The organism is Maribacter litoralis, assembly GCF_003075045.1.
GTDB classification, from domain to species: domain Bacteria; phylum Bacteroidota; class Bacteroidia; order Flavobacteriales; family Flavobacteriaceae; genus Maribacter; species Maribacter litoralis.
In genome coordinates, this window is the sequence record NZ_QCZD01000001.1 from 1,343,927 (window position 1) to 1,368,746 (window position 24,820).

The window sequence follows — 24,820 nt, forward strand, 5'->3', positions numbered from 1 at the left end:
TCAACTCAGCTTGTTATTTAGCTTACTTAACTTGATTTGCGTGAGTATTTTTTTGGTATATAACGGAAAATCTGCATTCAACATCCAACCAAAATAGCCCGGTTCATTTTCTAATACGTCATGTACTTTTTTGCCCTTATGCTTACCAAATGCAAATATTTCTTCCCCATTTTCATCTAACGCAATAAAACCTGCGAAATCTACCGATTGCTTTCTTCTTGAAAACTCCGATAATTTTTTAATATTATTCTCTAAATCGGGATACCTGTCCAATTGCGAGAGCAATACTTCATATGTAGCATTGGTATCTGCTGCCGCACTATGTGCATCGGTAAGGTCTTTATCACAATAGAACTTATAAGCAGCTTCTAGGGTACGTTTTTCCATTTTATGAAAAATGGTCTGCACATCAACGGATACCGTGTTTTTCATATCAAAATCAATGCCTGCCCGCAATAGCTCTTCTGCAAGCAAAGGAATATCAAACCTATCTGAATTAAAACCACCAAGGTCGCTATCCTTGATCATTTTATATATTTCTTTGGATAGCTCTTTAAATGTTGGCTCATTAGCCACTTTTTCATTTGTAATACCATGAACGGCAATAACCTCTTCGGGAATTGTCATTTCCGGATTAACCAGCCATGTTTTACTCTCCTTATTTCCATTAGGGTATACTTTTAATATTGCAATTTCAACAATACGATCTTTTGCCACATTTACACCTGTTGTCTCCAAGTCAAAGAAACAAATGGGTCTGGTAAGCTTTAATTCCATACGAGTTCTACTTTTAACAAATATACCTTTTCGTTTTTTAGGCACATAAAGTTAGCATTGATAAATTTTTATTTAAAGACATAACTCTATATAAGTCAACATTCTAAATAACAAAACGCCCCGCTATAAGAGTATAACGGGGCGCTATTAATTTTAAAATTTAAATACTTATACTTCTCTATTCACATCCCAATTCTCTAGATAATCAGCTACCGCTTTAGCGAACATGCTACCTAGCGCACCGTTAACCACCCTATGGTCATAACTATGGGACAAATACATTTTACTACGAACGGCTATTACATCTCCTTCTGCCGTTTCTATTACCGACGGTATTTTTCTAATTGCGCCCAATGCTAAAATACCTACTTGAGGCTGGTTGATTATTGGAGTTCCAAAAACACTACCAAATGTACCTACGTTAGTAACCGTATATGTACCACCTTGAACCTCATCGGGCTTTAAAGCATTATTTCTAGAGCGATCAGCTAAATCATTTACGACCTTAGCCAACCCGGTAAGGTTCAATTGATCTGCGTTTTTTATCACCGGAACAATTAAATTACCATCTGGTAAGGCAGCTGCCATACCTATATTAATATTTTTCTTTTTAATTACGCTATCACCGTCTACCGATATATTCATCATAGGATATTTCTTCAAAGCCTTGGCAACAGCTTCCATAAAAATTGGCGTGTACGTAAATTTCTCACCTTCCCTTTTGAAGAAAACGTCTTTTATTTTATTTCTCCAAGTAACAATATTTGTTACGTCTACCTCAATAAAACTTTGTACATGTGCAGATGTTGAAACACTATCCGTCATATGCTTGGCAATTAGCTTGCCCATTCTCGTCATTGGTATTACTTCATCTCCACGAGTAATCTGTGTTTTAGGTTTTTCTTGAACTGGCGCTTCTTTTGCAGCAGCAGGTGCCGCCTTTGCAGAAACAGAAGGTGCCGGTGCTTCTTCTTTTACAGGGGCAGCTACCTTTTCTGGTGTAGCCACTTTTTTCGATACGGCTTCACGTTCTTGAACAGCCGCAGTTTCTGGTGCCGTGGTTTTTTCTACCGAGGTACTACCTCCTTTTTTTACATAGTTTAAAATATCATCTTTTGTAACCCTTCCGTCCTTTCCGGTTCCTGTAATCGTCTCCAATTCATCAAAAGAAATACCTTCTTGTCTCGCTATATTCTTTACCAATGGAGAATAAAAGCGATCCGAAGTTCCGTTCAATTGCGCTACCGATGTTTGTGCTCTGGCATGCATAACTGCAGATTCAGCAGCAGAGACCATTTCTTGCAGTACAGGTTCTTCCTCTTCTTCAACATCTTTTACCGTTTGCTCAGGTTCAGTAACATCAACATCATCACCAACCTGAATTATAGCTACGGTTTGCCCAACTTCTACAACATCATCAACATTAAAACATTTTTCAATTAAAACGCCATCTACCTCGCTAGGCACTTCACTGTCAACCTTATCTGTTGCAATTTCGAAAATGGGCTCGTCCATCTCAATCGTATCACCTACCTCTTTCAACCATGACGTTAATGTTGCTTCTGCAACACTCTCTCCCATTCGTGGTAGTTTCAATTCAAATTTTGACATATCGATAATTTAATGCTTGTTTTGTTTGCAATATTTACAAAAATAATAAAATAAATACCTTTTTATTGATACTTAACTAAAAATCAAGAGTTAATCTTGCCGTAGCGAACCTTCAAAAGGCACTCTGTTCAAAATACTCCTCCCCAAGGTTACCTCATCTGCATATTCCAGTTCATCACCAACCGCTATACCTCTTGCAATTGTAGAAGTTTTAACATCAAGACCTTCTATCTGTCTAAAAATATAAAAATTAGTGGTATCACCCTCCATGGTAGAACTCAACGCAAAAATAAGCTCCTTTATTACGCCGCTCTTTACTTTATCTACCAAGCTTCCAATTTTCAAATTTTGAGGCCCTACACCTTCCATTGGTGATATTTTACCGCCAAGTACATGATACTTACCTCTAAATTGCCCGGTATTTTCTATAGCCATTACATCTCTAATATCCTCTACAACACATACCAGAGAATCATCTCTTTTCGCATTGGCGCAAATTTCGCACAGTGCCGTATCGGATATATTATGACAGTTTTCACAAAACTGTATTTTACTTCTTAAATCTACTAGTGATGTAGCCAAATTATTGGTTCGCTGTTCTGGCTGTTTTAATAAATGAAGCACCAAACGTAAAGCCGTACGCTTACCAATACCCGGTAATTGCGAGACCTCGTATACTGCATTTTCCAATAATTTAGACGAAAAATCCATAGTTAAATATGGCCATAAATTTACGATTAAACTTATTAAGGGTATGGTATAGTTTTCTTAAAATTTAACATACTACCATATATACCTTATCAATGGTCTGCTTTTAAAAATTTTAAGATAGCCCATTCGCTTTAAGATAGCACCTCTTGATAATTCGTCTTTTAACTTTTTGTAATTTGCCGGCAAATTAGAATTCATGAACGCCTCGCACATTCTATTGCTTATTTCGGGTTATTTCGTATTACTCTTGATCATTTCTTATTTTACAGGGAGAAACGATTCTAACGAAGATTTTTTTAAAGCCGGAAAGCAATCTCCATGGTACTTGGTGGCTTTTGGTATGATAGGCGCTTCACTATCTGGTGTAACCTTTATCTCTGTGCCTGGCTGGGTAGAAACTTCACAGTTTAGCTATCTGCAGGTGGTTTTTGGATATTTTCTGGGATACTTGGTTACCGCTTTTATACTTCTTCCTATATACTACAAACATAATGTAACTTCTATTTATGAATACTTAGATAATAGATTCGGCTTTGTGAGTTACAAGGTAGGTGCTGTTTCATTTTTCATCTCTAGAGTTCTTGGCGCTGCTTTTAGGTTATTCTTGGTAGCAATTGTACTTCAACAGTTTGTTTTTGATGCTTGGAACGTTCCTTTTGAAATAACGGTTATTCTTTCTATACTGCTTATTTGGATCTATACTTTTAAAGGAGGAATAAAAACAATCGTTTGGACAGATACCTTACAAACGCTATTTATGTTGATTTCGGTAGGTCTTTCCATTTACTTTATTCTGGATAAAATGGATTGGACATTTATCGAGTTTTTAAATTCCCCGGAATTAGGGCAATACAGCAAGACCTTTTTTACTGACGATTTATCTTCTAAAAATCATTTATTAAAATCTTTTCTCGGCGGTATGTTCATTACTATTTGTATGACCGGACTTGATCAAGATATGATGCAAAAAAATCTTACCTGCAGAAACTTGGGTGAAGCGCAAAAGAACATGGTCAGTTTTAGCATTGTTCTAGTTATTGTAACTTTCGTATTCATGCTTCTAGGAGCATTACTTTTTATCTATGCAGATGCCTATAATATTGCCATACCGCTTATGGACGGTACGCCAAAGTCTGATTTATTGTTCCCTGAAATTGCATTAAACAGCGGTTTGGGCATTACGGTTGCCGTTACTTTTATGTTAGGGCTAATTGCAGCGGCGTATAGTAGCGCAGATAGCGCACTTACCTCACTGACCACCTCTTTTTGTGTAGATTTTCTGAACACCGAAAAGAAACCGGAATCAGTTGCCAAAAAGACTCGTAGATTTACACATATTGGCATGAGCGTACTGCTAATAATTGTGGTAATATCATTTAAATATATTCTGGATAGAAATGTTATAGACGGCTTACTTACCGTAGCATCTTATACTTATGGGCCATTATTAGGTCTGTTCTCTTTCGGGATTTTCACAAAACATCAAGTAAAAGACAAATACGTTTGGGTAGTTGCCCTGGTTTGCGTGTCCATTATTTTACTTTTGGCAAAATTACCGGTTGAATATTTAGGTGGCTACGTATTTGGCTACGAACTTTTACCATTAAACGGACTACTAACCTTTGTAGGATTATGGTTAATTCGTAAGAAAAATACATCACCAAGTATTGGTGACATTGCTTAATATTGACCGGTACTCAAAAGGACTAGCGTACAAGCAACTTCAACATCTATGTTATTGTTTTTCAATATATTATATAACTCAGGGTTTTCTGTTCCCGGGTTAAAAATGACCCTTTTAGGAGCTAGGGAAACAATTTTATTATAATATTCTTCTTGTCTTTTTGGGTTAATATATAGGGTTATTGTATGAATATCATTAATTTTGTCTAACTTATTACTGATATTGACTCCTGAAACCTTTCCTTCTCTTAATCCAAAAGCTAAGGTTTCCACCCCCGAATCTACCAGTCTATGTATTGCTAAATTGCTATATCGATTTGGTTTTAAGGAGGCACCGAATACCAGGGTCTTTTTCATAATAAAAAAATGTTAAAAGTATACATATATGTAACTATTTAGGCAATATTTCGTCTATTAGTAAAGTTAAATACTCTTACGAGTATAAAAATATTGTTGGTAACGCTATATGTTTATAGTTAATGGTTAGTGTTTAGTATAGCCTATCAGCATTTGAAGCCCGGCTTCCAATTTATTTTGGAATGTCCGGGTTTCTTCTTTTAAAGCTTACCTCTAAAAAATTTATTTTTATCCTAACCTATAATTTAGCCCAATAGAATTGCTCACCTTTAGTAACAATTGAAAGTTAAATACGTCTATTACTATGTATAGTGATATTTAATATTGAAGATTGGTTGGTTTTTTCTTATTAGGTAAAACTATATAGCACCCATAGCAATAATCTATGGGTGCTTTATTTTACCATCTTATGATGACACTGCCCCAGGTAAAACCACTACCAAATGCAGCCAATACTACTAAATCGCCACTTTTCACCTTACCTGCTTCCCATGCCTCTGTAAGTGCAATAGGAATAGATGCAGCAGTAGTATTACCATATTTCATAATATTATTGAAAACTTGGTCATCGTTTAACTGAAATTTCTTTTGAATAAACTGAGATATTCTCAAGTTAGCTTGGTGCGGCACTAAAAGATCAATATCTGTTGCATTCAATTTATTCTTTTCTAGACCTTCTACTATAACCTCACTGAAACGCACCACAGCATTCTTGAACACAAACTGTCCGTTCATGTACGGAAAGTAAGACTCATCATTAGGATCGTTATCTTCCATAATATCGGTAACCCATCTATTACCCATACCTGGCGCTATCAACGAAAGTTCTTCTGCATGCTGACCTTCTGAATGTAAATGTGTAGACAAAATACCTTTAGTTGTGTCTTCTTCTCTGGTAAGTACGGCTGCACCTGCACCATCTCCGAAAATTACAGATACGCTTCTACCCCTCGTTGTCATATCCAAACCATGAGAGTGCAGTTCTGAACCAATGACCAGTACATTTTTGTACATGCCAGTTTTTATATATTGGTCTGCTATTGATACTGCATATACGAAACCTGAACACTGGTTACGTACGTCTAATGCTCCTACGGTCTTAATTCCTAAATCTCTTTGCACTAAAACACCCGGACCAGGAAAATAGTAATCAGGACTTAAAGTGGCAAAGACGATAAAATCAATATCATCTTTATCTATACCCGCTCTTTCTATGGCAACCTTCGCCGCCTTTACACCCATTGTAGTTGTAGTATCACCATCTCCCTTAACTACATGTCTTCTTTCTTTGATACCGGTTCTTTCTTGGATCCAAGCATCGTTTGTATCCATAACCTTAGACAAATCGTCATTCGTCACCACATTTTCAGGTACATAATGACCTAAGCCAATTATTTTTGAATTATACATAGTAATTTTTTAATCCTGATAAACTTCAGGAAGAATTAGTGTTGCAATATAAACAACAATTAAGAATTCACCTTAAAAATGTAACAAACACTGACAATAAGATAGTTAGTAATCAGCTTAGGTATTGCTTGAAATTATTGACTTTTATATTTGCCCTTAGATCGTGTAGTAGATTGTATAGTCCAAAAAAGGTACGGTTCATATATAAAAAATGCTTCGACCCCCTGTTACCGTTCATTTTTCTTATTTGCTTATCTGAAGAAAACTGTTCTCCCAAATCTGCAATTTTACCCCAGAAAACCTCATCACCAAAATTGAATTCCTCTTTGTGAAAAGGTGATGTAAACAAACTTAACAATTGGTGAAATATCGTTTTAAAAAATAAAATTTCTTCAGCACTATCCGTTGGCATTAATATTTCCAATTGATATAACTTTTCGGTAAATATTTTATCGTTGGAAATATTTTCAGGTTTTGCCAATTCAAAATAAGGCACATAGAAACTATCGGGCACTTCTTTTATACATCCAAAATCAATGGCAATAAGCTCATCGGCATCATTTACCAAAAAATTGCCCGGATGTGGATCTGCGTGTACTTTTTTAAGTCCATGGATTTGAAACATATAAAAATCCCATAAGGCTTGCCCCAGCTTATTTCCGGTTTCTTGTGAAAAGTTGGTCTTGGTAAACTCACTAAGGTGCTTACCTGACATCCAATCCATGGTAATAATACTTTCGCTGGACAAGTCTGTATAATACTGGGGAAAATTAATATTAGGTATCACCCTGCACGCTTCTGTAATTTCTTTACTTTGCGCAACCTCCAAAACATAATCTGTCTCTTCTACGAGTTTATTCTCAACTTCTTTAAAATATTTGTCAGAATCCTTTCCTTGTAGATTGAACATTCGAATAGCAATTGGCTTCACTATAGCCAAATCGCTACTTATACTTTGCGCCACACCTGGGTATTGAATTTTAACCGCTAACGTTTTTCCATTTTTTGTAGCCCTATGTACCTGCCCAATACTTGCTGCATTTATGGAGTCTTTATCGAAAGTATCAAAAACTTCTTCAGGGTATTTATCTAGGTATTTCTTAAATGTTTTTCTTACCAAGGGTGCAGATAAAGGGGGAACTGAAAATTGTGATAACGAAAACTTCTCTACATAGGCATTGGGTAGCAGGTTCTTTTCCATGCTCAACATTTGAGCTACTTTCAATGCACTACCTTTCAAAGATTTTAAGCCGTCATAAATATCTGCGGCATTATCTTCGTTCAGTTCGTCTTTTGTAGTTTCTGGATTGATAATTTTTTTGCCGAAATATTTGGCATAATTACCTCCTATTTTAGCACCGGTTTTCACCAATTTACTGGCACGTTCTATTTTTCCTGTAGGTATTTTATCAAGGGTCTTCATAGCCTTTAGCTTAGGTTAGGCAAATTTTTCTTTGTACAGAAACTTTCCGAAATCTAAAATATTTTCTAATGGCGTATTATCAAATACATCAAAAATGGTATTGACCGATTTTTCAATGGCTACATCTGTTTTTTCAAATGAAGCAGACTCATCTGACTTCCAAAAATTCAATAAAAACAACGTCTGCAACCAAGCCCCTTCTGAAAACAATTGCGGATTATGTTTTGTTATCTTTAAATTCTTTTCCTGATTACCGTCAGAGATTAAACCTTTGGCAAAATCCTTCACATTTTTTCTAAGTCCTTTTAACTGTTCTAAATTCTTTAATGGACTATTTGAATATTCCATTACGAACAATACATAACTTCTATTTAAAGTCAAAACCTCAAAAAAAGTATAAAAGAATGTGAGCATTTTATCTCTATTGGTAAAGCCGTTGTATTCTGCATTTTTATGAATAACATTGACTGTATTCTCATAAAAGACATTCCATATTCCCTTTTTTAAAGTTTCGATAGAACCGAAGTACAAATAAAAATCGGACTCTTTAATAGCATTTTCCTTACAGAATTTATATACCGTTTTAGGAAACTGCTCATGCTCTAACACATAATCCATAAACATGGTAATAATAGAATCTTTAGTTACTTTTTTAGCTTTAGCAGGCATATCTAATATATTTTATTAAAAGGTACGATGCAGATATAATAGTTAGAAGTTTTTATAAAACATTAGCTTTTATTTAATAAAAACGTGCTATCGGGCGATAGCACGTTTCTAAACAACCTAACCAATAAATAATCAACAAGTGATTATGCTTGAAATTCTTTTTCATAGCAATTCTTCATAATCACAATACAAATATACATTATGTTTAACTTTTTATCATTATTATTAAACAAAAATATTTGTTAAACTTTTACGCCTATATTACTGTCAGTTTGTCACTCTAACCTACTATGGTATTTTTTTTGTTTTTACGCAGACAACTAATAATTAACAATGGCCACACTGAATGTGGCATAAAACATATAAAAAATGGCAACAGGTAAAATTAATGTGTCGGTAGACAACATTTTTCCACTGATCAAGAAATTTTTATACAGTGATCATGAAATTTTTCTTAGAGAATTAATTTCTAACGCAACAGATGCAACCCTAAAATTAAAGCACCTTACCACAATAGGTGAAGCCAAAGTTGAGTATGGCAACCCTATCATAGAAGTTAAAACAGATAAGGAAGGTAAGAAACTACATATCATTGACCAAGGTCTTGGTATGACAGAGGAAGAAGTAAAAAAATATATTAATGAGGTAGCCTTTTCAGGGGCTGAAGAGTTTTTGAACAAATATGAAGACTCTGCAAAAGACTCTGGTATCATTGGTCATTTTGGTCTAGGTTTCTATTCTGCATTTATGGTTGCCCATAAAGTAGAGATCATTACAAAGAGTTATAAAGATGAACCAGCGGTACATTGGTCTTGTGACGGTTCTCCTGAGTTTGTTATGGAGCCAGCGGAAAAAGAAACGCGAGGAACCGAAATTATACTACATATCGCAGATGATTCTACCGAATTTTTAGAAGATGGTAAAATAAACGAGTTATTAAGTAAGTATAACAAGTTCATGCCTATTCCGATCAAATTTGGAATGAAGACTGAAACTTTGCCTAAACCAGAAGATGCTAAAGAAGAGGATCCTGCTCCTACAAAAGAGGTAGACAACATCATCAACAACCCTAACCCGGCGTGGACAAAGCAACCTGCCGAATTAGAAGCTAAGGATTACCAAGAATTCTATAGAGAACTTTACCCAATGCAGTTTGAAGAGCCATTATTCAACATTCATTTAAATGTTGACTATCCTTTTAACTTAACGGGTATTTTGTATTTCCCTAAGTTAACGAACGACTTAAATGTTCAAAAAGACAAGATTCAATTATACCAAAATCAAGTTTTCGTAACAGATAACGTTGAAGGTATTGTACCAGAATTCTTGACTATGTTACGTGGTGTTATAGATTCACCAGATATTCCTTTGAACGTTTCTCGTTCGTACTTACAGGCAGATGGTGCGGTAAAGAAAATTTCGTCTTATATCACCAGAAAAGTTGCCGATAAACTAAATTCTTTATTCAAGAACAACAGAGAAGATTTTGAAGCTAAATGGAACGATATTAAAATCGTGATCGAGTACGGTATGCTTTCTGAAGATAAATTCTTTGACAAAGCAGATAAGTTTGCACTATACCCTACCGTAGACGGTGCTTACTTTACTTATGACGAGTTACTGGAAAAAATTAAGGAAACGCAGACAGATAAAGACGGAAAAACTATAATTCTCTATGCATCTGATAAAGAGGCACAGCACAGCTACATTGAAACAGCCAAGGCTAAAGGTTATGAAGTGCTGTTATTAGACTCACCAATTATTGGTCACTTAATGCAAAAGTTGGAAGGCTCTAAAGAGAACATATCATTTGCTCGTGTAGATGCAGACCATATAGATAAGTTGATACAGAAAGAGGAAACCCAAATTTCTAAACTATCTGATGAAGAAAAAGAGACTTTGAAAAAAGAATTGGAAGAAGCTATTACAGATAAAAGCTTCACCGTTCAGTTAGAAGCAATGGACAGCGACTCTTCTCCGTTTACCATTACCGAGCCTGAGTTTATGCGTCGTATGAAAGAAATGCAACAGACCGGCGGTGGCGGTGGTATGTTCGGTATGGGTGCTATGCCAGAAATGTACAACCTAATCGTTAATACAAACCACCCATTGGTTAGTGAGTTTCTAAACACAAAGACAGCAAAGAAAAAAGAGCGATTGATCAATCAGTCATTAGATTTGGCGAAGTTATCTAAAGGCTTACTTAAAGGTAAAGCGTTAACCGAGTTTATTAAGCGTAGCTACGAGATGGTGAAGTAAGTTCCTTTTCCTATAATTTTTTAGAAGAGCCACTTCAAAAAATGTAGTGGTTCTTCTTTTATTAATACCAACATCATAATACCAACAACCTTTTAAGAATTTGTCAATAATTTGAAAGAAAATCACTAGTACCCCATTTATACAACCTAATTTCAACCAATTTAATAACAGTTTGGTCAACTTTAGGTAAACCTTTTACTATAAATACTAGTGCTTTTTTTATCTTCACCGCATGAAGGTGATTTCTACGAATTTAGGAGACCCGGTTACTTTTGAATGGAACGGTGCTGAAGAGCAAACCGGTATCTTTAAATACCCTACATCAACAGGTTTATTTTTAACCGAAAATGATGTAAAAGATGATACCATCATAGACCGTGTTCATCATGGAGGAACCAATAAAGCATGCTACCTTTTTTCTGCCGATTACTATGATTACTGGAAAAATCTTTATCCAGATTTGAAATGGGATTGGGGCATGTTCGGTGAAAATTTAACCGTAGAAGGACTTGATGAATCTAAAATACGAGTTGGGGACATTTACAAAATTGGAAAAGCCCTTGTACAAGTTTCTCAACCACGTGAGCCTTGCTATAAACTTGGTATAAGATTTGGAACACAAAAAATATTAAAAGAATTTATTGATCATAATCACCCCGGTACTTATGTCAAAATACTGGAAGAAGGTCATGTTGTTTCGGGTGATAACATAACACTAGTAGAACAATCTCAAAATACCTTTACCACACAACAATTTTATGAACTAATGTTCGCAAAAAATAAATCACAAGATTTGCTTGAACTGTTCATGACCAACGAAGCTGTACCTCAATATAAAAAGGACAGGTTCAAGAAATACCTATCTTAATTTTAATACACTTTTAATGAAAAAGATATTTATAGCATTTGCCTTGATTACTGGGCTACATACCCAAGCACAATTGAAAACGAACGGAGAGGTTTCTACGAACCCAACCATTCATAATGTAGGGTTTATAACCCTATTGGCTCATTATTATGATGACGGATTAAAATTGAATCCGCTAGCTGCTACTTTTCAAGGAGATAACAGGTACAATGACACTTTGCCCAATTTTTTATCGGAAGCTTATAAAAAAGAATTGGTCAACTATTATGAAATGTATTTAGAGAGAGCAGAAAAATTTGATAACGCAAAACTTTCTGAAAGTGAGCAAATGTCAAAAGCTATTCTAAAATGGGAATGTGAAATAAATTTAGAGGGTCTTGCTTTTGAAAATTACACTCCTGTAGATCAAATGTGGTCGATGAATTTAATGATGGGGCAATTAGCTGGCGGAACCAGTGCTCAACCATTTAAAACCACCGACGATTATGTTAATTGGAGCAAGCGTTTAGAAGATTATGTCGTTTGGCTTCGTACTGCTAAAACCAAAATGCAAGCAGGTATAAAGGCAAAAAATGTATTACCCAAATCACTGATCAAAAAAGTTTTACCACAGTTGGCCAGTGTTGCAGATGCCAAGTTAGAAAACAACTTATTTTATTCTCCAATTAAAAACTTTCCAGCAGATTTTTCTGAATCTGACAAACTAAGGCTTACTGAAGTTTATACCGACATCATCAATAACAAAATAATACCTGCCTATAAAGAATTACATGATTTCATGGCTACCGAATATATGAATGCGGGTAGAGAAACTAGTGGTATACAAGGAATACCTGATGGTGATGCATTTTATGCACATCAGATTAAACTGTACACAACAACAAACTTAACAGCCGATGAAATTCATGAAATTGGTTTAAAAGAAGTTGCCAGAATTAGTGCAGAAATGGAAAGCGTTAAAAAAGAGGTAGGCTTTAAAGGCGATTTAAAAGCTTTTTTCAACGAAGTACGTACTAAAAAAGAATTAATGCCTTTTACTGAACCGCAACAGGTTATTGAAAATTTTAACGACATCCATAAAAAAATGATGCCAAAGGTAAACGCCTTGTTCAGCAAACAGCCTAAAACTCCGTTTGAGGTTAGACGTACCGAAGCATTTAGGGAAGCCTCTGCCAGTGCAGAATACAACCCTGGCTCTTTAGACGGTACAAGACCTGGTATTTTTTATGTGCCTATACCAGACGTAACGTCGTACAACACTTACTCCGATGAAGATCTGTTTTTACATGAAGCCATACCAGGTCACCACTTTCAAATTTCATTAACACAAGAAAATGAAAGTTTACCACAGTTTAGAAAGACCCTTTGGTATAGTGCCTATGGTGAAGGTTGGGCATTATATACCGAATCTTTAGGTAAAGAATTAGGACTTTACACCGACCCATATCAATATTTTGGTATGCTTGGTGCAGAAATGCATCGTGCGGTTCGTTTGGTTGTTGATACCGGTTTACACTCAAAAGGATGGTCTAGGGAAAAAGCAATTCAGTATTCCTTAGATAACGAGGCAGAATCTGAAGCTAGTATTACAGCTGAAATAGAGAGATATATGGCAAACCCTGGTCAAGCCTTATCCTATAAAATAGGGCAACTTAAAATTATGGAGCTTAGAGCTAAAGCGGAAGCTAACTTGGGCAAAGATTTTGACATAAAGGTTTTTCATGAAAAGGTTTTAGAAGTTGGCTGTGTTCCGTTAGCGCTTCTTGAAGAGAAAATCATGAATTGGATTTCAGCAAATACTAAGGCATAACCATGATATATCCTTGGCATTTATATGTAATGGGGGCAATCTACATTTTTGCCGGCTTTATGCATTTTTTAAAACCTAAGGTTTATTTAAGGATAATGCCACGCTACCTACCTTTTCATAAGCCATTGGTTCTACTTAGTGGTATTGCCGAAGTTGCCTTAGGTGTCGGGTTGTTTTTCAAAGAGACGAAAAACTTATCTATTTATGGTATTATAGCTATGTTGGCAGTGTTTTTATTAGTACACTTTTACATGTTGTCAAGTGAAAAAGCAAGTGCGGGTTTCCCTAAGTGGCTATTGCTACTAAGATTACCGCTACAATTTGCCCTTATGTACTGGGCATATTCCTATTTGAAATTATAGAAAACAAAAAAGGGGACGCTCCCGTCCCCTTCTTAATCAACTTAAATCAACTTAATTAACAACAAACTCTTCAGTATATGTTTTACCACCTGACTTCACTGTTACCGTGTAAGTACCTGGGAAAGCATCTGCGAAATTGAAAGCTTTTTCAACGATCATTTCGTCTGCTACTTCTTGTGTAAATACTGTTCTACTTTCTGTATCGTATATCTTTATAGATAATTTAGACTTGTCTAAGTTTAAATAGTTCATGAAGATCATGTTATCGGTCTTTCTAAAGAAAGGCTTGATATCTTCATCAGACTCTACGATTTTCACATCATTGTTATCTAAAACAATAGTATATGAATATTTTGTCATGTTATCATCGGCAGATAGAAAGTATACACCATCTGTCAAATCTTTTAAATTTAACTTCTTGCTAAAATGACCCTGTGCCATTTTCTCTGAATAAATTACATTTAAATCAGAATCCATTAACTTAACCTGTACACCGTTAGAAGATGCATCCATCGTTAAAACCACACTCTTGGCTTTTCCTGCAGATAATAGGTTTAACTTTGGCTCTCTTGCCATGCCTGCTACTGTAGCGAACATAAAGGCAACAACTGTTGTGAATTTTACTAGGTTTTTCATAATAAATTATTTTACGGGTTCATTATAATTTACACTACAAACATACAGCCGTTATAAAGCTCTTACTACATCATATTTTCCCAATTTATGTTCTATTTTAACCTACTTACATACTCGTTATTACCCCTATGTTAAGATTACACATATTTTAGTTAATTTTGCAAAGAACATCTAAATCTTGATGTTTAATTTTATATTACAAACACTAGTTATCATGGTAAAACATAAACCTACATTTGAAGCCATAAAGCCCGATTTTGGCCATTCATTTACTTACCAAAAGTTTGATGAGAATAGAATTAACCGCAATAACCTGTGGCATTACCACCCAGAACTAGAACTGGTATACGTTAATGGCGGTTCTGGAAAAAGACAAATTGGTAGTCATGTATCTTATTATACAAATGGAGACCTTATATTAATAGGTAGTAATTTGCCACATTGCGGGTTTACCGATGCCCTTACCGGTAATACCAGTGAAACCGTTGTACAAATGAAAACCGATTTTCTTGGAACAGATTTTTTTAAGATTCCAGAAATGAAGAAAATTGAAAAACTATTCAACAGCGCAAGTGGTGGTATTGCCTTCTCTGGTAAAACAAAAAGAAAGATTGGTGATAAAATGGAAGTACTAGAATATCAAACAGACTTTCAACGCTTACTATCCATTCTTAATATATTGAACGACCTCGGAAATTCTGACGATATGCGTTTGTTGAACGCAGAAGGATTCTCTTTTGCAACAGATGTTAAGGACAACGACCGTATAAATATCGTTTTCAATTTTGTAAAGAATAACTTTAGGGAAGAAATTACCCTAGAGCAAATTTCTTCAATGGTCAGTATGACCATACCATCTTTCTGTAGATACTTTAAGAAGATCACCAATAAAACCTTTGTACAATTTGTAAATGAATATCGATTGGTGCATGCTTCTAAACTTTTGGCCGAAAAGCCTTTAAGTATAACCGAAGTGTGTTTTGAATGCGGATTCAATAACTTTTCTCATTTTAATAAATCGTTCAAAGCATTTACGGGGCAAAATCCGTCTGAATATAGAAATGAATTAAAGAATGTTTTGGTGTAAGTTTTATACCTTATATATAGTATCAAAATTTTACAGCTTCCGGATGGTGTTTTCATACATTATCCGGATTTGTTTTTTTATCCTGTCCTATCACTTTGTTTGAGCTACAATAAAATACGAACAAATTTCTACTTTATAATATCATGTAGTACCTTTATCAAGCTATGAATAAAGAATTTACAGAAAGAGAGTTAGACCGTATAATCGAAATGGCATGGGAAGATCGAACACCCTTTGAGGCCATTACTTTTCAATTTGGTATTAGCGAACAAGAAACCATTGAAGTTATGCGTCGAGAAATAAAACCCAGCAGTTTTAGAATGTGGCGTAAACCTGTACAAGGCCGTGCTACAAAACATGCCAAACTGCGATCAGGTGACACAGACCGATTTAGATGTTCAAGACAGCGACAAATTACCGGCAATAAAATATCTAAGCGATAATTGTAAATTACTTAAAAGTATCGTTCAAAACCGCAGCCAACCTTACGCCGCCCTTCTGTAACTGATCTTCTACAGTATGCCACCAATCATAACTATAACGGTAGCTTAATTTTTCACCAACCTCAACTGAGGCATATACTTTCTCTGCCAACATATGAGATTCCTCGACCCAATCAAGCAAAGTACCGCTCTGTAGAAATTTTACTTGCTCCTTAGACATTTTAGGATACTCGGTCGCCAGCTCGGTAAAACTCATTCCGTTTTCATCTATCATATTAGAATCCCATACCCTATGCAAATTGGTTCCGTTACCAAACCACTGCAACTGTATATCATTACCTCCTTTATCTTCTGCCCTACCAACATGCATTGGCTGGTGTAAATCACCTATTAAGTGCACCAAAAATTTAAGGTAAAAAGCTTTATCCTCTTTGCTACTATTTTTATCTTTTATTACTTCTATACATGTATTTACCCCTTGTACAAGATCTCCGTACTCACTTTTCTCTATTTCATCATAAGTTTTACCGAAAGGAATATTTACGTAATGCCAAGCGCTAAATTTACGATAGGTACGGTCAGATTTTATTTCATCTCCAAAATTGGCAACGGCAGCTAAACTTTCGCCTCCCAATAAATCGTTGATCGCTTTTTTTGCTTTCTTGGTCAAATGTTGCTCGGCAACTTCACCCACTACCCTATGACCAGTTTTAGACCAAAACATATCGTTGGCAAATGTGATATTTGTAGCCAATACCAATAAAAAAAGAATGTTCTTCATTGTTGAAATTTTGCCCAAAAATAGCACATCGAAATTTAAGGTATTGTTAAAACTTGGTAAGATTAAATTTATATTAGAACTTGCAACAATGATGAAAAAGAAGTCTAGTAAAACATTCAGAAAAAAAGGAATACTTAAAAAAATAGGTTTGGGTATTCTGGGTCTTTTTGCGCTGTTTATACTATTTATCGGTAGTGTTAATATTGGACTATGGGGAAAAATTCCTTCTAAAAAGGAGCTTTCCAACTTTCAGTATCAAATGGCATCAGAAGTTTTTACCGCAGATAGTGTACTGATCGGTAAATATTATTTATATGATAGGCAACCGGTGGCTTACGAGGATTTTCCTGAGCATTTAATTCATGCCTTAGTCGCCATTGAAGACGAACGATTCTACGAACACTCTGGTATTGACATTAGAAGTCTTGTTCGTGTAGGTTTTAAAACCATACTTTTAGGAGATAACTCTTCGGGCGGTGGTAGTACACTAACACAGCAGTTGGCTAAAAACCTGTACCCAAGAAAAGAAAGAAATAAAACCAATATAGTTGTCAATAAGATCAAAGAAATGATCATTGCCAAAAGGTTGGAAAAAATTTTTACCAAAGATGAAATTATAACCAACTACCTTAATACGGTTTCATTTGGCGATAATACCTTTGGCATAGAGAGTGCCGCACTAAAATTTTTCAATACCAGAACCAAAGATATTTCTGCACCGCAAGCCGCCACTTTGGTAGGTATGTTAAAAGCTACGTATGGGTATAACCCAAGAATATTCCCAGAAAAAAGTTTAGGCAGACGTAATTTGGTTTTACGAGCCATGTACAACAATGACTTTATTACTGAAGAACAGGTAACTAAATTTTCTCAAGAAGGTCTAAATCTTGACTATCGAGAATTTGATTACAATGCTGGTATAGCCCCTTATTTTAGGGAAGAGGTTAGAAAGGAGATGTTAAGATGGATCGCTGAGCAAAATGACGGAGATACGGACTACAATATTTACACCTCGGGACTCAAAATTTACACTACCCTAAACTATAAGATGCAGCAATTGGCCGAAGAAGTTATGATCGATCACATGACAAAGCTTCAAGGCTCTTTTGAAAAAAGTTATGGTAACAACGCTCCTTGGTTAAAGGATAAAAAATTAATGGAGAAAATAGCCAAGCGAACTCCGTTATATAAAAGATTACAAAAAGCAGGGCTATCGCACAAACAAATTATTGATAGCCTTACTAATGACAAACAGTTAAGAACTTTAAAATCTTGGGAAGGTGACGAAGAACAAATGGCAAGTACCATGGACAGTATTCGGCACTATACCAAATTTTTAAATACGGGTTCCTTAGCTGTAGACCCAACAAACGGGAATATCTTAGTTTGGGTAGGCGGCATCAATTTTGAACAATACAAATACGATCACATTTCTCAAAGTAAACGTCAAGTTGGTTCTACCTTTAAACCCATAGTTTATACTACTGCCGTAGATCAGGGCGTTTCTCCCTGCACCTATTTCTCTGCAGAAGAAATAGAATACGATAATTTAAAAGGGTGGTCGCCATCTAATTCTGGTGATAAGGATGAAGCCTACCTCAACTATTCTATGGAAGAAGGGCTTAGCAACTCGATCAATACCATTGCCGTAAAAGTTTTAGAAAAGGCAGGTATTGATAACGTTCTTCAAATGGCGAAAAAAATGGGCATTGAAGGTGAGTTACCTAAAGAAGCTTCTATTGCACTTGGTACGGGCGAATTAAATATTATTGATTTAGCACAGGCTTACACCAGTTATGCCAATTATGGTAAGCATATAAAACCAAATTTGATAAAAAGTATTTCCAATCATAAAGACTCGGTTTTAGTGGAGTTTGAATCCAAATTGAACGAGAAAGAGGCATTTTCAAAAGAAACTGCTCAAATAATGATTGAAATGATGAAATCTACCGTGAACAGTGGTACAGCTGCGAGACTTAGAAATACATACGGACTCAAAAATGATATTGCGGGTAAAACCGGTACTACCCAAAATAATAAAGATGCTTGGTTTGTAGCACTTAATCCTAAACTGGTACATATAACCTGGGTAGGTCTTGATCAACATGAAATTGGATTTAGCAATACAAGCATAGGACAAGGAGCCAACGCCGCCCTTCCCCTATTTGGACTATGGATGAAAGAACTGAATAAAGATAAACAGTTTGATAGCTACACAAAAGCTACCTTTTCAACACCATCTGCAGCAGTACAAGAAGCCTTAAATTGTGAGCCTGTAAAACGTGACGGATTCTTTAAACGTCTCTTTAAAAATCCAAATAAAAAGAAGAGTAAAAAGTTTAAAGGGTAAAATAATTACGGTTTTTAAATTCCTTTTTAGTTAAATATTTTGTGTTTTTATTCCAGAAGTACAACTTTTTTAACAAACAAAAACCTAAATTTGGTTGACTACCAAACTTTTACCAAAATGACCAAATATCTAAGTACTCTTGTACTTATGCTTTTTTGCATTGTTTTAAATGCCCAAACCATCAATAAATCTTTTGTTGTAAAAAAAATAACTACAGCCATAGTGCCAGATGGTATTCTTGACGAACCTATTTGGACCGATGCGGATAAAGCAGATAAATTTTGGCAATACTTCCCCTTAGATACCGTACAATCTAAAAAGCAGTCAGAAATTAAAATGCTCTATGACGACAAGAACTTATATATAGGCATAACCATTTACACTGCTGGTAAAGACTATTCCATTCAATCTTTAAAGCGCGATTTTAGAGCTGGAAACAGTGATAACATTACCTTACTTTTCGATACGTTCAATGACGGTAACAATGCATTTTTATTTGGTATCAATCCTTATGGTGTGCGTCGTGAAGGTCTTGTTTCGGGAGGTGGTCTAAACCTTAACGGATTTACCATTTCTTGGGACGTTAAGTGGCGAGGAGATTCTAAAATTTACGACGATTACTATACTTCTGAAATGGTTATTCCCCTAACTGCTTTTAAGTTTAAAGAAGGTGAGACAAAATGGCGATTCAACAGTTATAGGTTTGATACCCAATCTAATGAGAACAGCACCTGGATAAACATTCCTCAAAATCAGAATATTTACGGGCTTACTTTTATGGGCGACATGATATTTGAACAGCCATTGGGTAAATACAGAACTCCGCTCACTGTAATACCATACGTAAATATGGGATCTCAAAAAGATTTTGAACTTGATGATTCAAATACTAAAGTAAACGTTGGCGGTGATGCCAAAATTGCTATTGGCAATAGTATGAATTTAGATGTCACCATAAACCCAGATTTTTCTCAAGTAGAAGTCGATGACCAGATTACGAACCTAACGCGTTTTGAAGTTTCCCTCCCTGAAAAAAGACAGTTCTTCATTGACAATAGCGATTTATTTGGCAGTTTTGGTGGTGGCAGAGATGCTAATCCGTTTTTCTCTAGACGCATAGGTATAGCTAAGGACACAGCCGATAATACCATTGAAAATAAAATTATTGGCGGAGTACGGTTAAGTGGAAAAGTAACCAATGACCTTAGATTGGGGTTTCTAAACCTACAGACTGCTGAAGACCTCGATGAAAATATAGCCTCTAACAACAACACCATGCTGGCCTTGCAGCAAAATATTTTTGGGCGTTCAAATATTGGTATGTTCTTTATCAACAGACAAACATTTAAAGATTACGAGTTTCAAGATGCGGAAGATCGCTACAATAGGGTTGCCGGTATTGACTACAATTTAATATCGGACAATAACATTTGGAACGGTAAATTTTATCTTCATAAATCTTTTGCGCACAATGCAGGTAAAGCAAATCTTTCTTCCGGGGCATTTATGCAATATAATTCTAGAAACTGGAACTTTTTTGAAGACGTAGTCTATATAGGTGAAGATTTTAGATCAGACCTTGGTTTTATTCGAAGAACGGATATTTTTAAGACCGCGACAATGGTTGAGCGTGTTTTCTGGCCAGAGGATAGCGCTTTACAAAGTCATAGCTTTCAATTTTTCCCTGTTCTTACCTGGAGCCCTCAAAATGATTTTTTACATACAGACTATGATTTAATGGGTGCGTGGGAATCTAAATTCAACGACCAATCGGAAATCAATGTATCTTTTACACACTCATACACCTATCTATTTGAAGAATTCGACCCGACTAATTTAGATGATGCACTACCATTACCGGGCCTGCTGGGCTACCATTATAATTTTGTTTCATTGGAATATCAATCTGATAGTAGAAAAAGATTTGCCTTTAGTATCGAACCTACCATTGGCAGCTTCTTTAATGGAGATAGATTTTCTTTAGGTGCAGAAATGTTCTTGAGGTTTCAACCAAAAGTCTTCTTATCCTTAGCTATGAATTATGATAAAATTTCACTGCCACAACCATATTCCAGTACAGATATTTGGCTGATAAGTCCTAAAATAGATGTTACCTTTAGCAAATCTATATTTTGGTCAACACTGGTACAATATAGCAATCAGAGAGATAATTTAGGTTTTAATTCAAGACTGCAGTGGCGTTTTGCCCCATTGTCCGATTTGTTTATAGTATACAATGACAATTACTTTGTTAATTCGTTTGAACCCAAATATCGATCTATAAACTTAAAACTAACCTACTGGTTAAATATTTAAAATGAAGTATAAAATTCTCTGTTCAGATTTAGACGGTACCTTGTTATCTTCTAAAAGCGATGTTTCAAAATTTGCGATCGAACAAATCAATAAAATAAAAAATGAAACCAAGGTTATTCTTGTATCGGCAAGAATGCCGAGTGGTATGCGTTATATACAAGAAAGTTTAGGTATTACCGATCAGCCTATAATATGCTATAATGGAGCTTTGGTTTTATCCGGTGACACCGAACTTACATCGGTATTCATCCCTGTTCCTATATTAAAAGAATGTTATAGCCTATGCAAAGGCTTAGAAGCTGACCTGGGTTTATATTTTAATAATGAATGGTATGTACCCAAATCAAGCTTACGTGTAGAGAAAGAGATGAAATATACTAAGTCAACACCCATATTTCAAGATGCCGAAAGTACCTTAGCCAATTGGGAGAAAAGAGAAGTAGGTGCACACAAAATTATGCTCATGTGCACAAAAGAAAGTGCAGATACATTAATGCCAGTTCTTAAGGATAAATTTGATGATGTGCTCAACCTATACCGTTCCAACGATACCCTTATTGAAATTGCTCCAAAAGAGGTTTCAAAACTGTCTGCCATTCAACTTCTATTGCAAAATGATACCACCTTAGAAGAGGTAATAGCCTTTGGCGATAATTATAATGATATTGATATGCTTGCAAATGTTGGTTGTGGTGTAGCCGTTGCCAATGCAAGAGACGAAGTAAAAGCCATCTCAAATTATATTACCTTAAAAAATACCGACGATGGCGTAGCCCATTTCATTGCAGAAAACTTGGTGAATTAACTATATTTGAATCTTACCTATAATTCTATGCCCTATCTATTTGTACAACCCTTAATAACAAATGACACCGTAGTTTTTGGACTATTGGCACTTTGTTTAGGTTTCATCTTTTACACCTCTAGCATTAAAACAGGATTCTGGAGCAAATTTTACTCCATTGTCCCAGCTGTACTTATGTGTTACTTACTACCAGCTATATTGACAAGTACAGGTATCGTTTCTGATGAAATCTCTAACCTATACTTTATGGCAAGTAGATATCTACTGCCAGCAGCCTTGGTGCTTATGACCTTAAGTATTGATATAAAGGCAATATCAAACCTCGGCTCCAAAGCTATTGTTATGTTTTTGACAGGGAGTGCAGGTATTATTATTGGTGGACCCATTGCTATTCTTATCGTTTCTATATTTTCACCCGATACCGTTGGCGGAAATGATTTCGATGCCATTTGGAGAGGCTTATCTACAATTGCCGGAAGTTGGATCGGTGGCGGGGCGAACCAAGCAGCTATGCTAGAAATTTTTCAATACAACCCAGAAAAATATGGTGGTATGGTATTGATCGATATCGTAGTTGCCAATGTATGGATGGCCATTGTATTATTGGGAGTGGGCAAAACAAAAAAAATAGATGCCTGGTTAAAAGCAGATACTTCAGCCATTGAAACCTTAAAAGTAAAGGTGACGGAGTTTACAGAGAAAATAACCCGTGTACCCACTTTGAACGATTATATGATCATGCTCGCATTAGCGTTCACCGCAGTGGGGATCGCACATTTCTTTGGGGATTACATGAGTACATATTTAACGAGTAGTTTTGATGCTGTAAGTGATCAAAAGAGCTTTCTATCTTTCCTAGGTTCCGGGTTTTTCTGGATGGTGGTCATTGCTACCGGTTTAGGCATAGCCCTGTCTTTTACGAAAGCGAAAAATTATGAGGGAGCGGGAGCCAGTAAAATTGGAGGAATGTTCATTTATATACTGGTTGCAACCATAGGTATGAAAATGGATTTAGGAAAAGTGCTTGAAAATCCCGGATTAATTGCGGTTGGCTTTATTTGGATCACCATACATGCCGGGTTAATGATATTGGTTGCCAAACTCATAAAAGCTCCGTACTTCTTTTTAGCGGTAGGTAGCCAAGCCAATGTTGGCGGTGCTGCTTCTGCTCCGGTAGTTGCTGCTGAATTTCACCCTTCGCTGACCTCTGTTGGTGTGCTATTGGCAGTATTAGGCTACGTAGTGGGTACAGGCGGTGCATTGCTCTGTGCATATTTAATGGAAGTGGCATCAAGTTTATAATTCGATTATAGTTACTAACAAATTAAAAAGTGGGCGTTCTTAATTATCAAATTTTATAGATATTTGCGCCCTAAATTATAAGAATGAAGAAAATATTATTAGTTGTTGCCGCATTATTGGCATTGAGTTCATGTGGAGATAACGCTGAGGAGACGTTAATTGTAAATGGTAAAATAAAGGGTCTAAAAAAAGGAACGCTTTACTTACAGCATGTACCTGATTCGGTTTTGATTACTGTAGATTCCGTTGCTATAAACGGAGACGGCAATTTTTCTTTCAAAACCAAATTAACGAGTCCCGAGATATTTTATCTGTATTTAGATAAGAAAGATAACAACGATATCAATGATCGCATTACCTTTTTTGCAGAACCAGGTACCATGACCATAAATTCAGATTGGAACACGTTTGATACCACTGCAAAAATTTCGGGTTCAGAAACCCAAGAAAAACTTGAGGAATACAGAGAAACCATGTCTGGCATCAATAAGAGGAATATTGAGATTATGATGAAGGCCGCACAAGCCAATGGTGACGTCAGTCAAATTAGTATTGACTCCTTAGAAAATATCAGTAATAGAAATTTACAACGTGGTTATGCATTTGCCATCAATTATGCTCTAAACAACAAATCTTCTTATATAGCGCCTTATGTTGCGTTAAAGGAAATACCAGACGCCAATACAAAGTATTTAGATTCTATTTACAGTGTATTATCGCCAGAGGTTGCAGCATCTAAATATGGTAAAGAACTAGCTTCGCTTCTTGGGAAGGATTAATTAAAACTTACCAAATTGGTACAACTAAAAAAGCATCCTAAATATTTAGGATGCTTTTTATTTTTTTAAAGAAATCTTGACTTAAGCTAAATTGTTTAAGTCTTCTACCAATTTAGTTGCTTTGGTTTCCAAATCATTTCTAACTTCTTTGAAATGCGCTTTTTTATTCTCAACATCATTTTTGTTGATTTTAGCGATAAGCTCATCAAAGGTTACAAAAACTTCGTCAATAATTGCCAAACCCTCTTTTGAATATGTAGCTGTACCGTTAGCTGCTTCAACTATATCAACACCTTCTATTATACCACCAAGAACATTATTTATGTCTTTCTTTAAATTTTTAATACTTGCCATTTCTAATTATTTTTTACAAAAGTACAA

At 35.6% G+C, this 24,820-nt stretch carries 22 protein-coding genes; 12 read left to right on the forward strand and 10 right to left on the reverse strand.

The window, feature by feature from the left end:
- The 3 genes from DCS95_RS06085 to recR form a co-directional block, all read right to left on the reverse strand.
- Positions 1–777: a 3'-5' exonuclease gene (locus tag DCS95_RS06085; RefSeq protein WP_116769886.1), complete on the reverse strand. Its 777-nt coding sequence runs from the start codon at positions 775–777 to the stop codon at positions 1–3.
- 168 nt (positions 778–945) lie between these two features.
- Complete coding sequence (locus DCS95_RS06090) at positions 946–2,388, reverse strand: dihydrolipoamide acetyltransferase family protein (protein ID WP_116769887.1); 1,443 nt, start codon at positions 2,386–2,388, stop codon at positions 946–948.
- 90 nt (positions 2,389–2,478) lie between these two features.
- Positions 2,479–3,099 carry a recombination mediator RecR gene (recR, locus tag DCS95_RS06095; protein WP_116769888.1) on the reverse strand — a complete coding sequence of 207 codons (621 nt, stop codon included), beginning with the start codon at positions 3,097–3,099 and terminating at the stop codon, positions 2,479–2,481.
- 196 nt (positions 3,100–3,295) lie between these two features.
- Between recR and DCS95_RS06100 the strand changes: the two genes are divergently transcribed.
- On the forward strand, positions 3,296–4,783 hold the full coding sequence (locus tag DCS95_RS06100) for a sodium:solute symporter (protein ID WP_116769889.1): 1,488 nt from the start codon (positions 3,296–3,298) through the stop codon (positions 4,781–4,783).
- On the opposite strand, the gene DCS95_RS06105 is transcribed toward DCS95_RS06100, so the two are convergent.
- The 4 genes from DCS95_RS06105 to DCS95_RS06120 all read right to left on the reverse strand — a co-directional run bounded on the left by DCS95_RS06105 (position 4,780) and on the right by DCS95_RS06120 (position 8,641).
- Positions 4,780–5,139, reverse strand: a complete 360-nt coding sequence (locus tag DCS95_RS06105; RefSeq protein WP_116769890.1) for a CoA-binding protein — start codon at positions 5,137–5,139, stop codon at positions 4,780–4,782. The two genes, DCS95_RS06100 and DCS95_RS06105, sit on opposite strands and share 4 nt — an antisense overlap.
- Positions 5,140–5,538: 399 nt before the next feature.
- Positions 5,539–6,549: a 3-oxoacyl-ACP synthase III family protein gene (locus DCS95_RS06110; protein WP_116769891.1), complete on the reverse strand. Its 1,011-nt coding sequence runs from the start codon at positions 6,547–6,549 to the stop codon at positions 5,539–5,541.
- Between the two features lie 112 nt (positions 6,550–6,661).
- Positions 6,662–7,972 carry an ABC1 kinase family protein gene (locus tag DCS95_RS06115; protein WP_116769892.1) on the reverse strand — a complete coding sequence of 437 codons (1,311 nt, stop codon included), beginning with the start codon at positions 7,970–7,972 and terminating at the stop codon, positions 6,662–6,664.
- A gap of 15 nt (positions 7,973–7,987) precedes the next feature.
- Complete coding sequence (locus tag DCS95_RS06120; RefSeq protein ID WP_116769893.1) at positions 7,988–8,641, reverse strand: TetR family transcriptional regulator C-terminal domain-containing protein; 654 nt, start codon at positions 8,639–8,641, stop codon at positions 7,988–7,990.
- A gap of 369 nt (positions 8,642–9,010) precedes the next feature.
- On the opposite strand from DCS95_RS06120, the gene htpG reads away from it, so the two are divergent.
- The 4 genes from htpG (at position 9,011) to DCS95_RS06140 (ending at position 13,940) form a co-directional block, all read left to right on the forward strand.
- Positions 9,011–10,900: a molecular chaperone HtpG gene (gene htpG, locus DCS95_RS06125; protein WP_116769894.1), complete on the forward strand. Its 1,890-nt coding sequence runs from the start codon at positions 9,011–9,013 to the stop codon at positions 10,898–10,900.
- Between the two features lie 232 nt (positions 10,901–11,132).
- Entirely contained in the window at positions 11,133–11,768 is a 636-nt protein-coding gene (locus tag DCS95_RS06130) for an MOSC domain-containing protein (protein WP_116769895.1), read from the forward strand.
- Positions 11,769–11,784: 16 nt separating this feature from the next.
- Entirely contained in the window at positions 11,785–13,578 is a 1,794-nt protein-coding gene (locus DCS95_RS06135) for a DUF885 domain-containing protein (RefSeq protein WP_116769896.1), read from the forward strand.
- A 2-nt stretch (positions 13,579–13,580) separates the two neighbouring features.
- Positions 13,581–13,940, forward strand: a complete 360-nt coding sequence (locus tag DCS95_RS06140) for a DoxX family protein (protein WP_116769897.1) — start codon at positions 13,581–13,583, stop codon at positions 13,938–13,940.
- A 51-nt stretch (positions 13,941–13,991) separates the two neighbouring features.
- On the opposite strand, the gene DCS95_RS06145 is transcribed toward DCS95_RS06140, so the two are convergent.
- Positions 13,992–14,576, reverse strand: a complete 585-nt coding sequence (locus DCS95_RS06145) for a T9SS type A sorting domain-containing protein (protein WP_116769898.1) — start codon at positions 14,574–14,576, stop codon at positions 13,992–13,994.
- Positions 14,577–14,790: 214 nt separating this feature from the next.
- Between DCS95_RS06145 and DCS95_RS06150 the strand changes: the two genes are divergently transcribed.
- Positions 14,791–15,663 carry an AraC family transcriptional regulator gene (locus DCS95_RS06150; RefSeq protein ID WP_058105794.1) on the forward strand — a complete coding sequence of 291 codons (873 nt, stop codon included), beginning with the start codon at positions 14,791–14,793 and terminating at the stop codon, positions 15,661–15,663.
- Between the two features lie 164 nt (positions 15,664–15,827).
- Positions 15,828–16,106 (forward strand): TIGR03643 family protein, encoded by a 279-nt coding sequence (locus DCS95_RS06155; protein WP_116769899.1) that lies wholly within the window; start codon positions 15,828–15,830, stop codon positions 16,104–16,106.
- Positions 16,107–16,113: 7 nt separating this feature from the next.
- Here DCS95_RS06155 and DCS95_RS06160 read toward each other — a convergent pair whose 3' ends face one another.
- Positions 16,114–16,887 carry a S1/P1 nuclease gene (locus tag DCS95_RS06160; protein WP_116769900.1) on the reverse strand — a complete coding sequence of 258 codons (774 nt, stop codon included), beginning with the start codon at positions 16,885–16,887 and terminating at the stop codon, positions 16,114–16,116.
- 88 nt (positions 16,888–16,975) lie between these two features.
- Here DCS95_RS06160 and DCS95_RS06165 point away from each other — a divergent pair, with 88 nt between their 5' ends.
- The 5 genes from DCS95_RS06165 to DCS95_RS06185 all read left to right on the forward strand — a co-directional run bounded on the left by DCS95_RS06165 (position 16,976) and on the right by DCS95_RS06185 (position 24,439).
- Complete coding sequence (locus DCS95_RS06165) at positions 16,976–19,237, forward strand: transglycosylase domain-containing protein (RefSeq protein ID WP_116770179.1); 2,262 nt, start codon at positions 16,976–16,978, stop codon at positions 19,235–19,237.
- Between the two features lie 117 nt (positions 19,238–19,354).
- Positions 19,355–21,553 carry a DUF5916 domain-containing protein gene (locus DCS95_RS06170; RefSeq protein ID WP_116770180.1) on the forward strand — a complete coding sequence of 733 codons (2,199 nt, stop codon included), beginning with the start codon at positions 19,355–19,357 and terminating at the stop codon, positions 21,551–21,553.
- A gap of 1 nt (position 21,554) precedes the next feature.
- The gene (locus tag DCS95_RS06175; protein ID WP_116769901.1) at positions 21,555–22,358 is read left to right on the forward strand and encodes a Cof-type HAD-IIB family hydrolase; all 804 of its coding nucleotides are present in this window, start codon (positions 21,555–21,557) and stop codon (positions 22,356–22,358) included.
- 27 nt (positions 22,359–22,385) lie between these two features.
- Entirely contained in the window at positions 22,386–23,660 is a 1,275-nt protein-coding gene (locus tag DCS95_RS06180; RefSeq protein WP_116769902.1) for a DUF819 family protein, read from the forward strand.
- 83 nt (positions 23,661–23,743) lie between these two features.
- Positions 23,744–24,439, forward strand: coding sequence for a DUF4369 domain-containing protein (locus tag DCS95_RS06185; RefSeq protein WP_116769903.1), 696 nt, complete (start codon positions 23,744–23,746; stop codon positions 24,437–24,439).
- An 81-nt stretch (positions 24,440–24,520) separates the two neighbouring features.
- Here DCS95_RS06185 and DCS95_RS06190 read toward each other — a convergent pair whose 3' ends face one another.
- The gene (locus DCS95_RS06190; RefSeq protein ID WP_116769904.1) at positions 24,521–24,793 is read right to left on the reverse strand and encodes a hypothetical protein; all 273 of its coding nucleotides are present in this window, start codon (positions 24,791–24,793) and stop codon (positions 24,521–24,523) included.
- Positions 24,794–24,820: the final 27 nt, after the last annotated feature.

Excerpts from the sequence above, each read along its gene's own strand:
- DCS95_RS06145 (WP_116769898.1), bottom strand. The coding sequence starts at position 14,576 with ATGAAAAACCTAGTAAAATTCACAACAGTTGTTGCCTTTATGTTCGCT.
- DCS95_RS06155 (WP_116769899.1), top strand. The coding sequence starts at position 15,828 with ATGAATAAAGAATTTACAGAAAGAGAGTTAGACCGTATAATCGAAATG.
- DCS95_RS06100 (WP_116769889.1), top strand. The coding sequence starts at position 3,296 with ATGAACGCCTCGCACATTCTATTGCTTATTTCGGGTTATTTCGTATTA.
- DCS95_RS06085 (WP_116769886.1), bottom strand. The coding sequence starts at position 777 with ATGGAATTAAAGCTTACCAGACCCATTTGTTTCTTTGACTTGGAGACA.
- DCS95_RS06105 (WP_116769890.1), bottom strand. The coding sequence starts at position 5,139 with ATGAAAAAGACCCTGGTATTCGGTGCCTCCTTAAAACCAAATCGATAT.
- DCS95_RS06175 (WP_116769901.1), top strand. The coding sequence starts at position 21,555 with ATGAAGTATAAAATTCTCTGTTCAGATTTAGACGGTACCTTGTTATCT.
- DCS95_RS06090 (WP_116769887.1), bottom strand. The coding sequence starts at position 2,388 with ATGTCAAAATTTGAATTGAAACTACCACGAATGGGAGAGAGTGTTGCA.
- DCS95_RS06130 (WP_116769895.1), top strand. The coding sequence starts at position 11,133 with ATGAAGGTGATTTCTACGAATTTAGGAGACCCGGTTACTTTTGAATGG.
- DCS95_RS06185 (WP_116769903.1), top strand. The coding sequence starts at position 23,744 with ATGAAGAAAATATTATTAGTTGTTGCCGCATTATTGGCATTGAGTTCA.
- DCS95_RS06180 (WP_116769902.1), top strand. The coding sequence starts at position 22,386 with ATGCCCTATCTATTTGTACAACCCTTAATAACAAATGACACCGTAGTT.
- DCS95_RS06115 (WP_116769892.1), bottom strand. The coding sequence starts at position 7,972 with ATGAAGACCCTTGATAAAATACCTACAGGAAAAATAGAACGTGCCAGT.
- recR (WP_116769888.1), bottom strand. The coding sequence starts at position 3,099 with ATGGATTTTTCGTCTAAATTATTGGAAAATGCAGTATACGAGGTCTCG.
- DCS95_RS06170 (WP_116770180.1), top strand. The coding sequence starts at position 19,355 with ATGACCAAATATCTAAGTACTCTTGTACTTATGCTTTTTTGCATTGTT.
- htpG (WP_116769894.1), top strand. The coding sequence starts at position 9,011 with ATGGCAACAGGTAAAATTAATGTGTCGGTAGACAACATTTTTCCACTG.
- DCS95_RS06140 (WP_116769897.1), top strand. The coding sequence starts at position 13,581 with ATGATATATCCTTGGCATTTATATGTAATGGGGGCAATCTACATTTTT.
- DCS95_RS06165 (WP_116770179.1), top strand. The coding sequence starts at position 16,976 with ATGATGAAAAAGAAGTCTAGTAAAACATTCAGAAAAAAAGGAATACTT.
- DCS95_RS06150 (WP_058105794.1), top strand. The coding sequence starts at position 14,791 with ATGGTAAAACATAAACCTACATTTGAAGCCATAAAGCCCGATTTTGGC.
- DCS95_RS06110 (WP_116769891.1), bottom strand. The coding sequence starts at position 6,549 with ATGTATAATTCAAAAATAATTGGCTTAGGTCATTATGTACCTGAAAAT.
- DCS95_RS06190 (WP_116769904.1), bottom strand. The coding sequence starts at position 24,793 with ATGGCAAGTATTAAAAATTTAAAGAAAGACATAAATAATGTTCTTGGT.
- DCS95_RS06135 (WP_116769896.1), top strand. The coding sequence starts at position 11,785 with ATGAAAAAGATATTTATAGCATTTGCCTTGATTACTGGGCTACATACC.
- DCS95_RS06160 (WP_116769900.1), bottom strand. The coding sequence starts at position 16,887 with ATGAAGAACATTCTTTTTTTATTGGTATTGGCTACAAATATCACATTT.
- DCS95_RS06120 (WP_116769893.1), bottom strand. The coding sequence starts at position 8,641 with ATGCCTGCTAAAGCTAAAAAAGTAACTAAAGATTCTATTATTACCATG.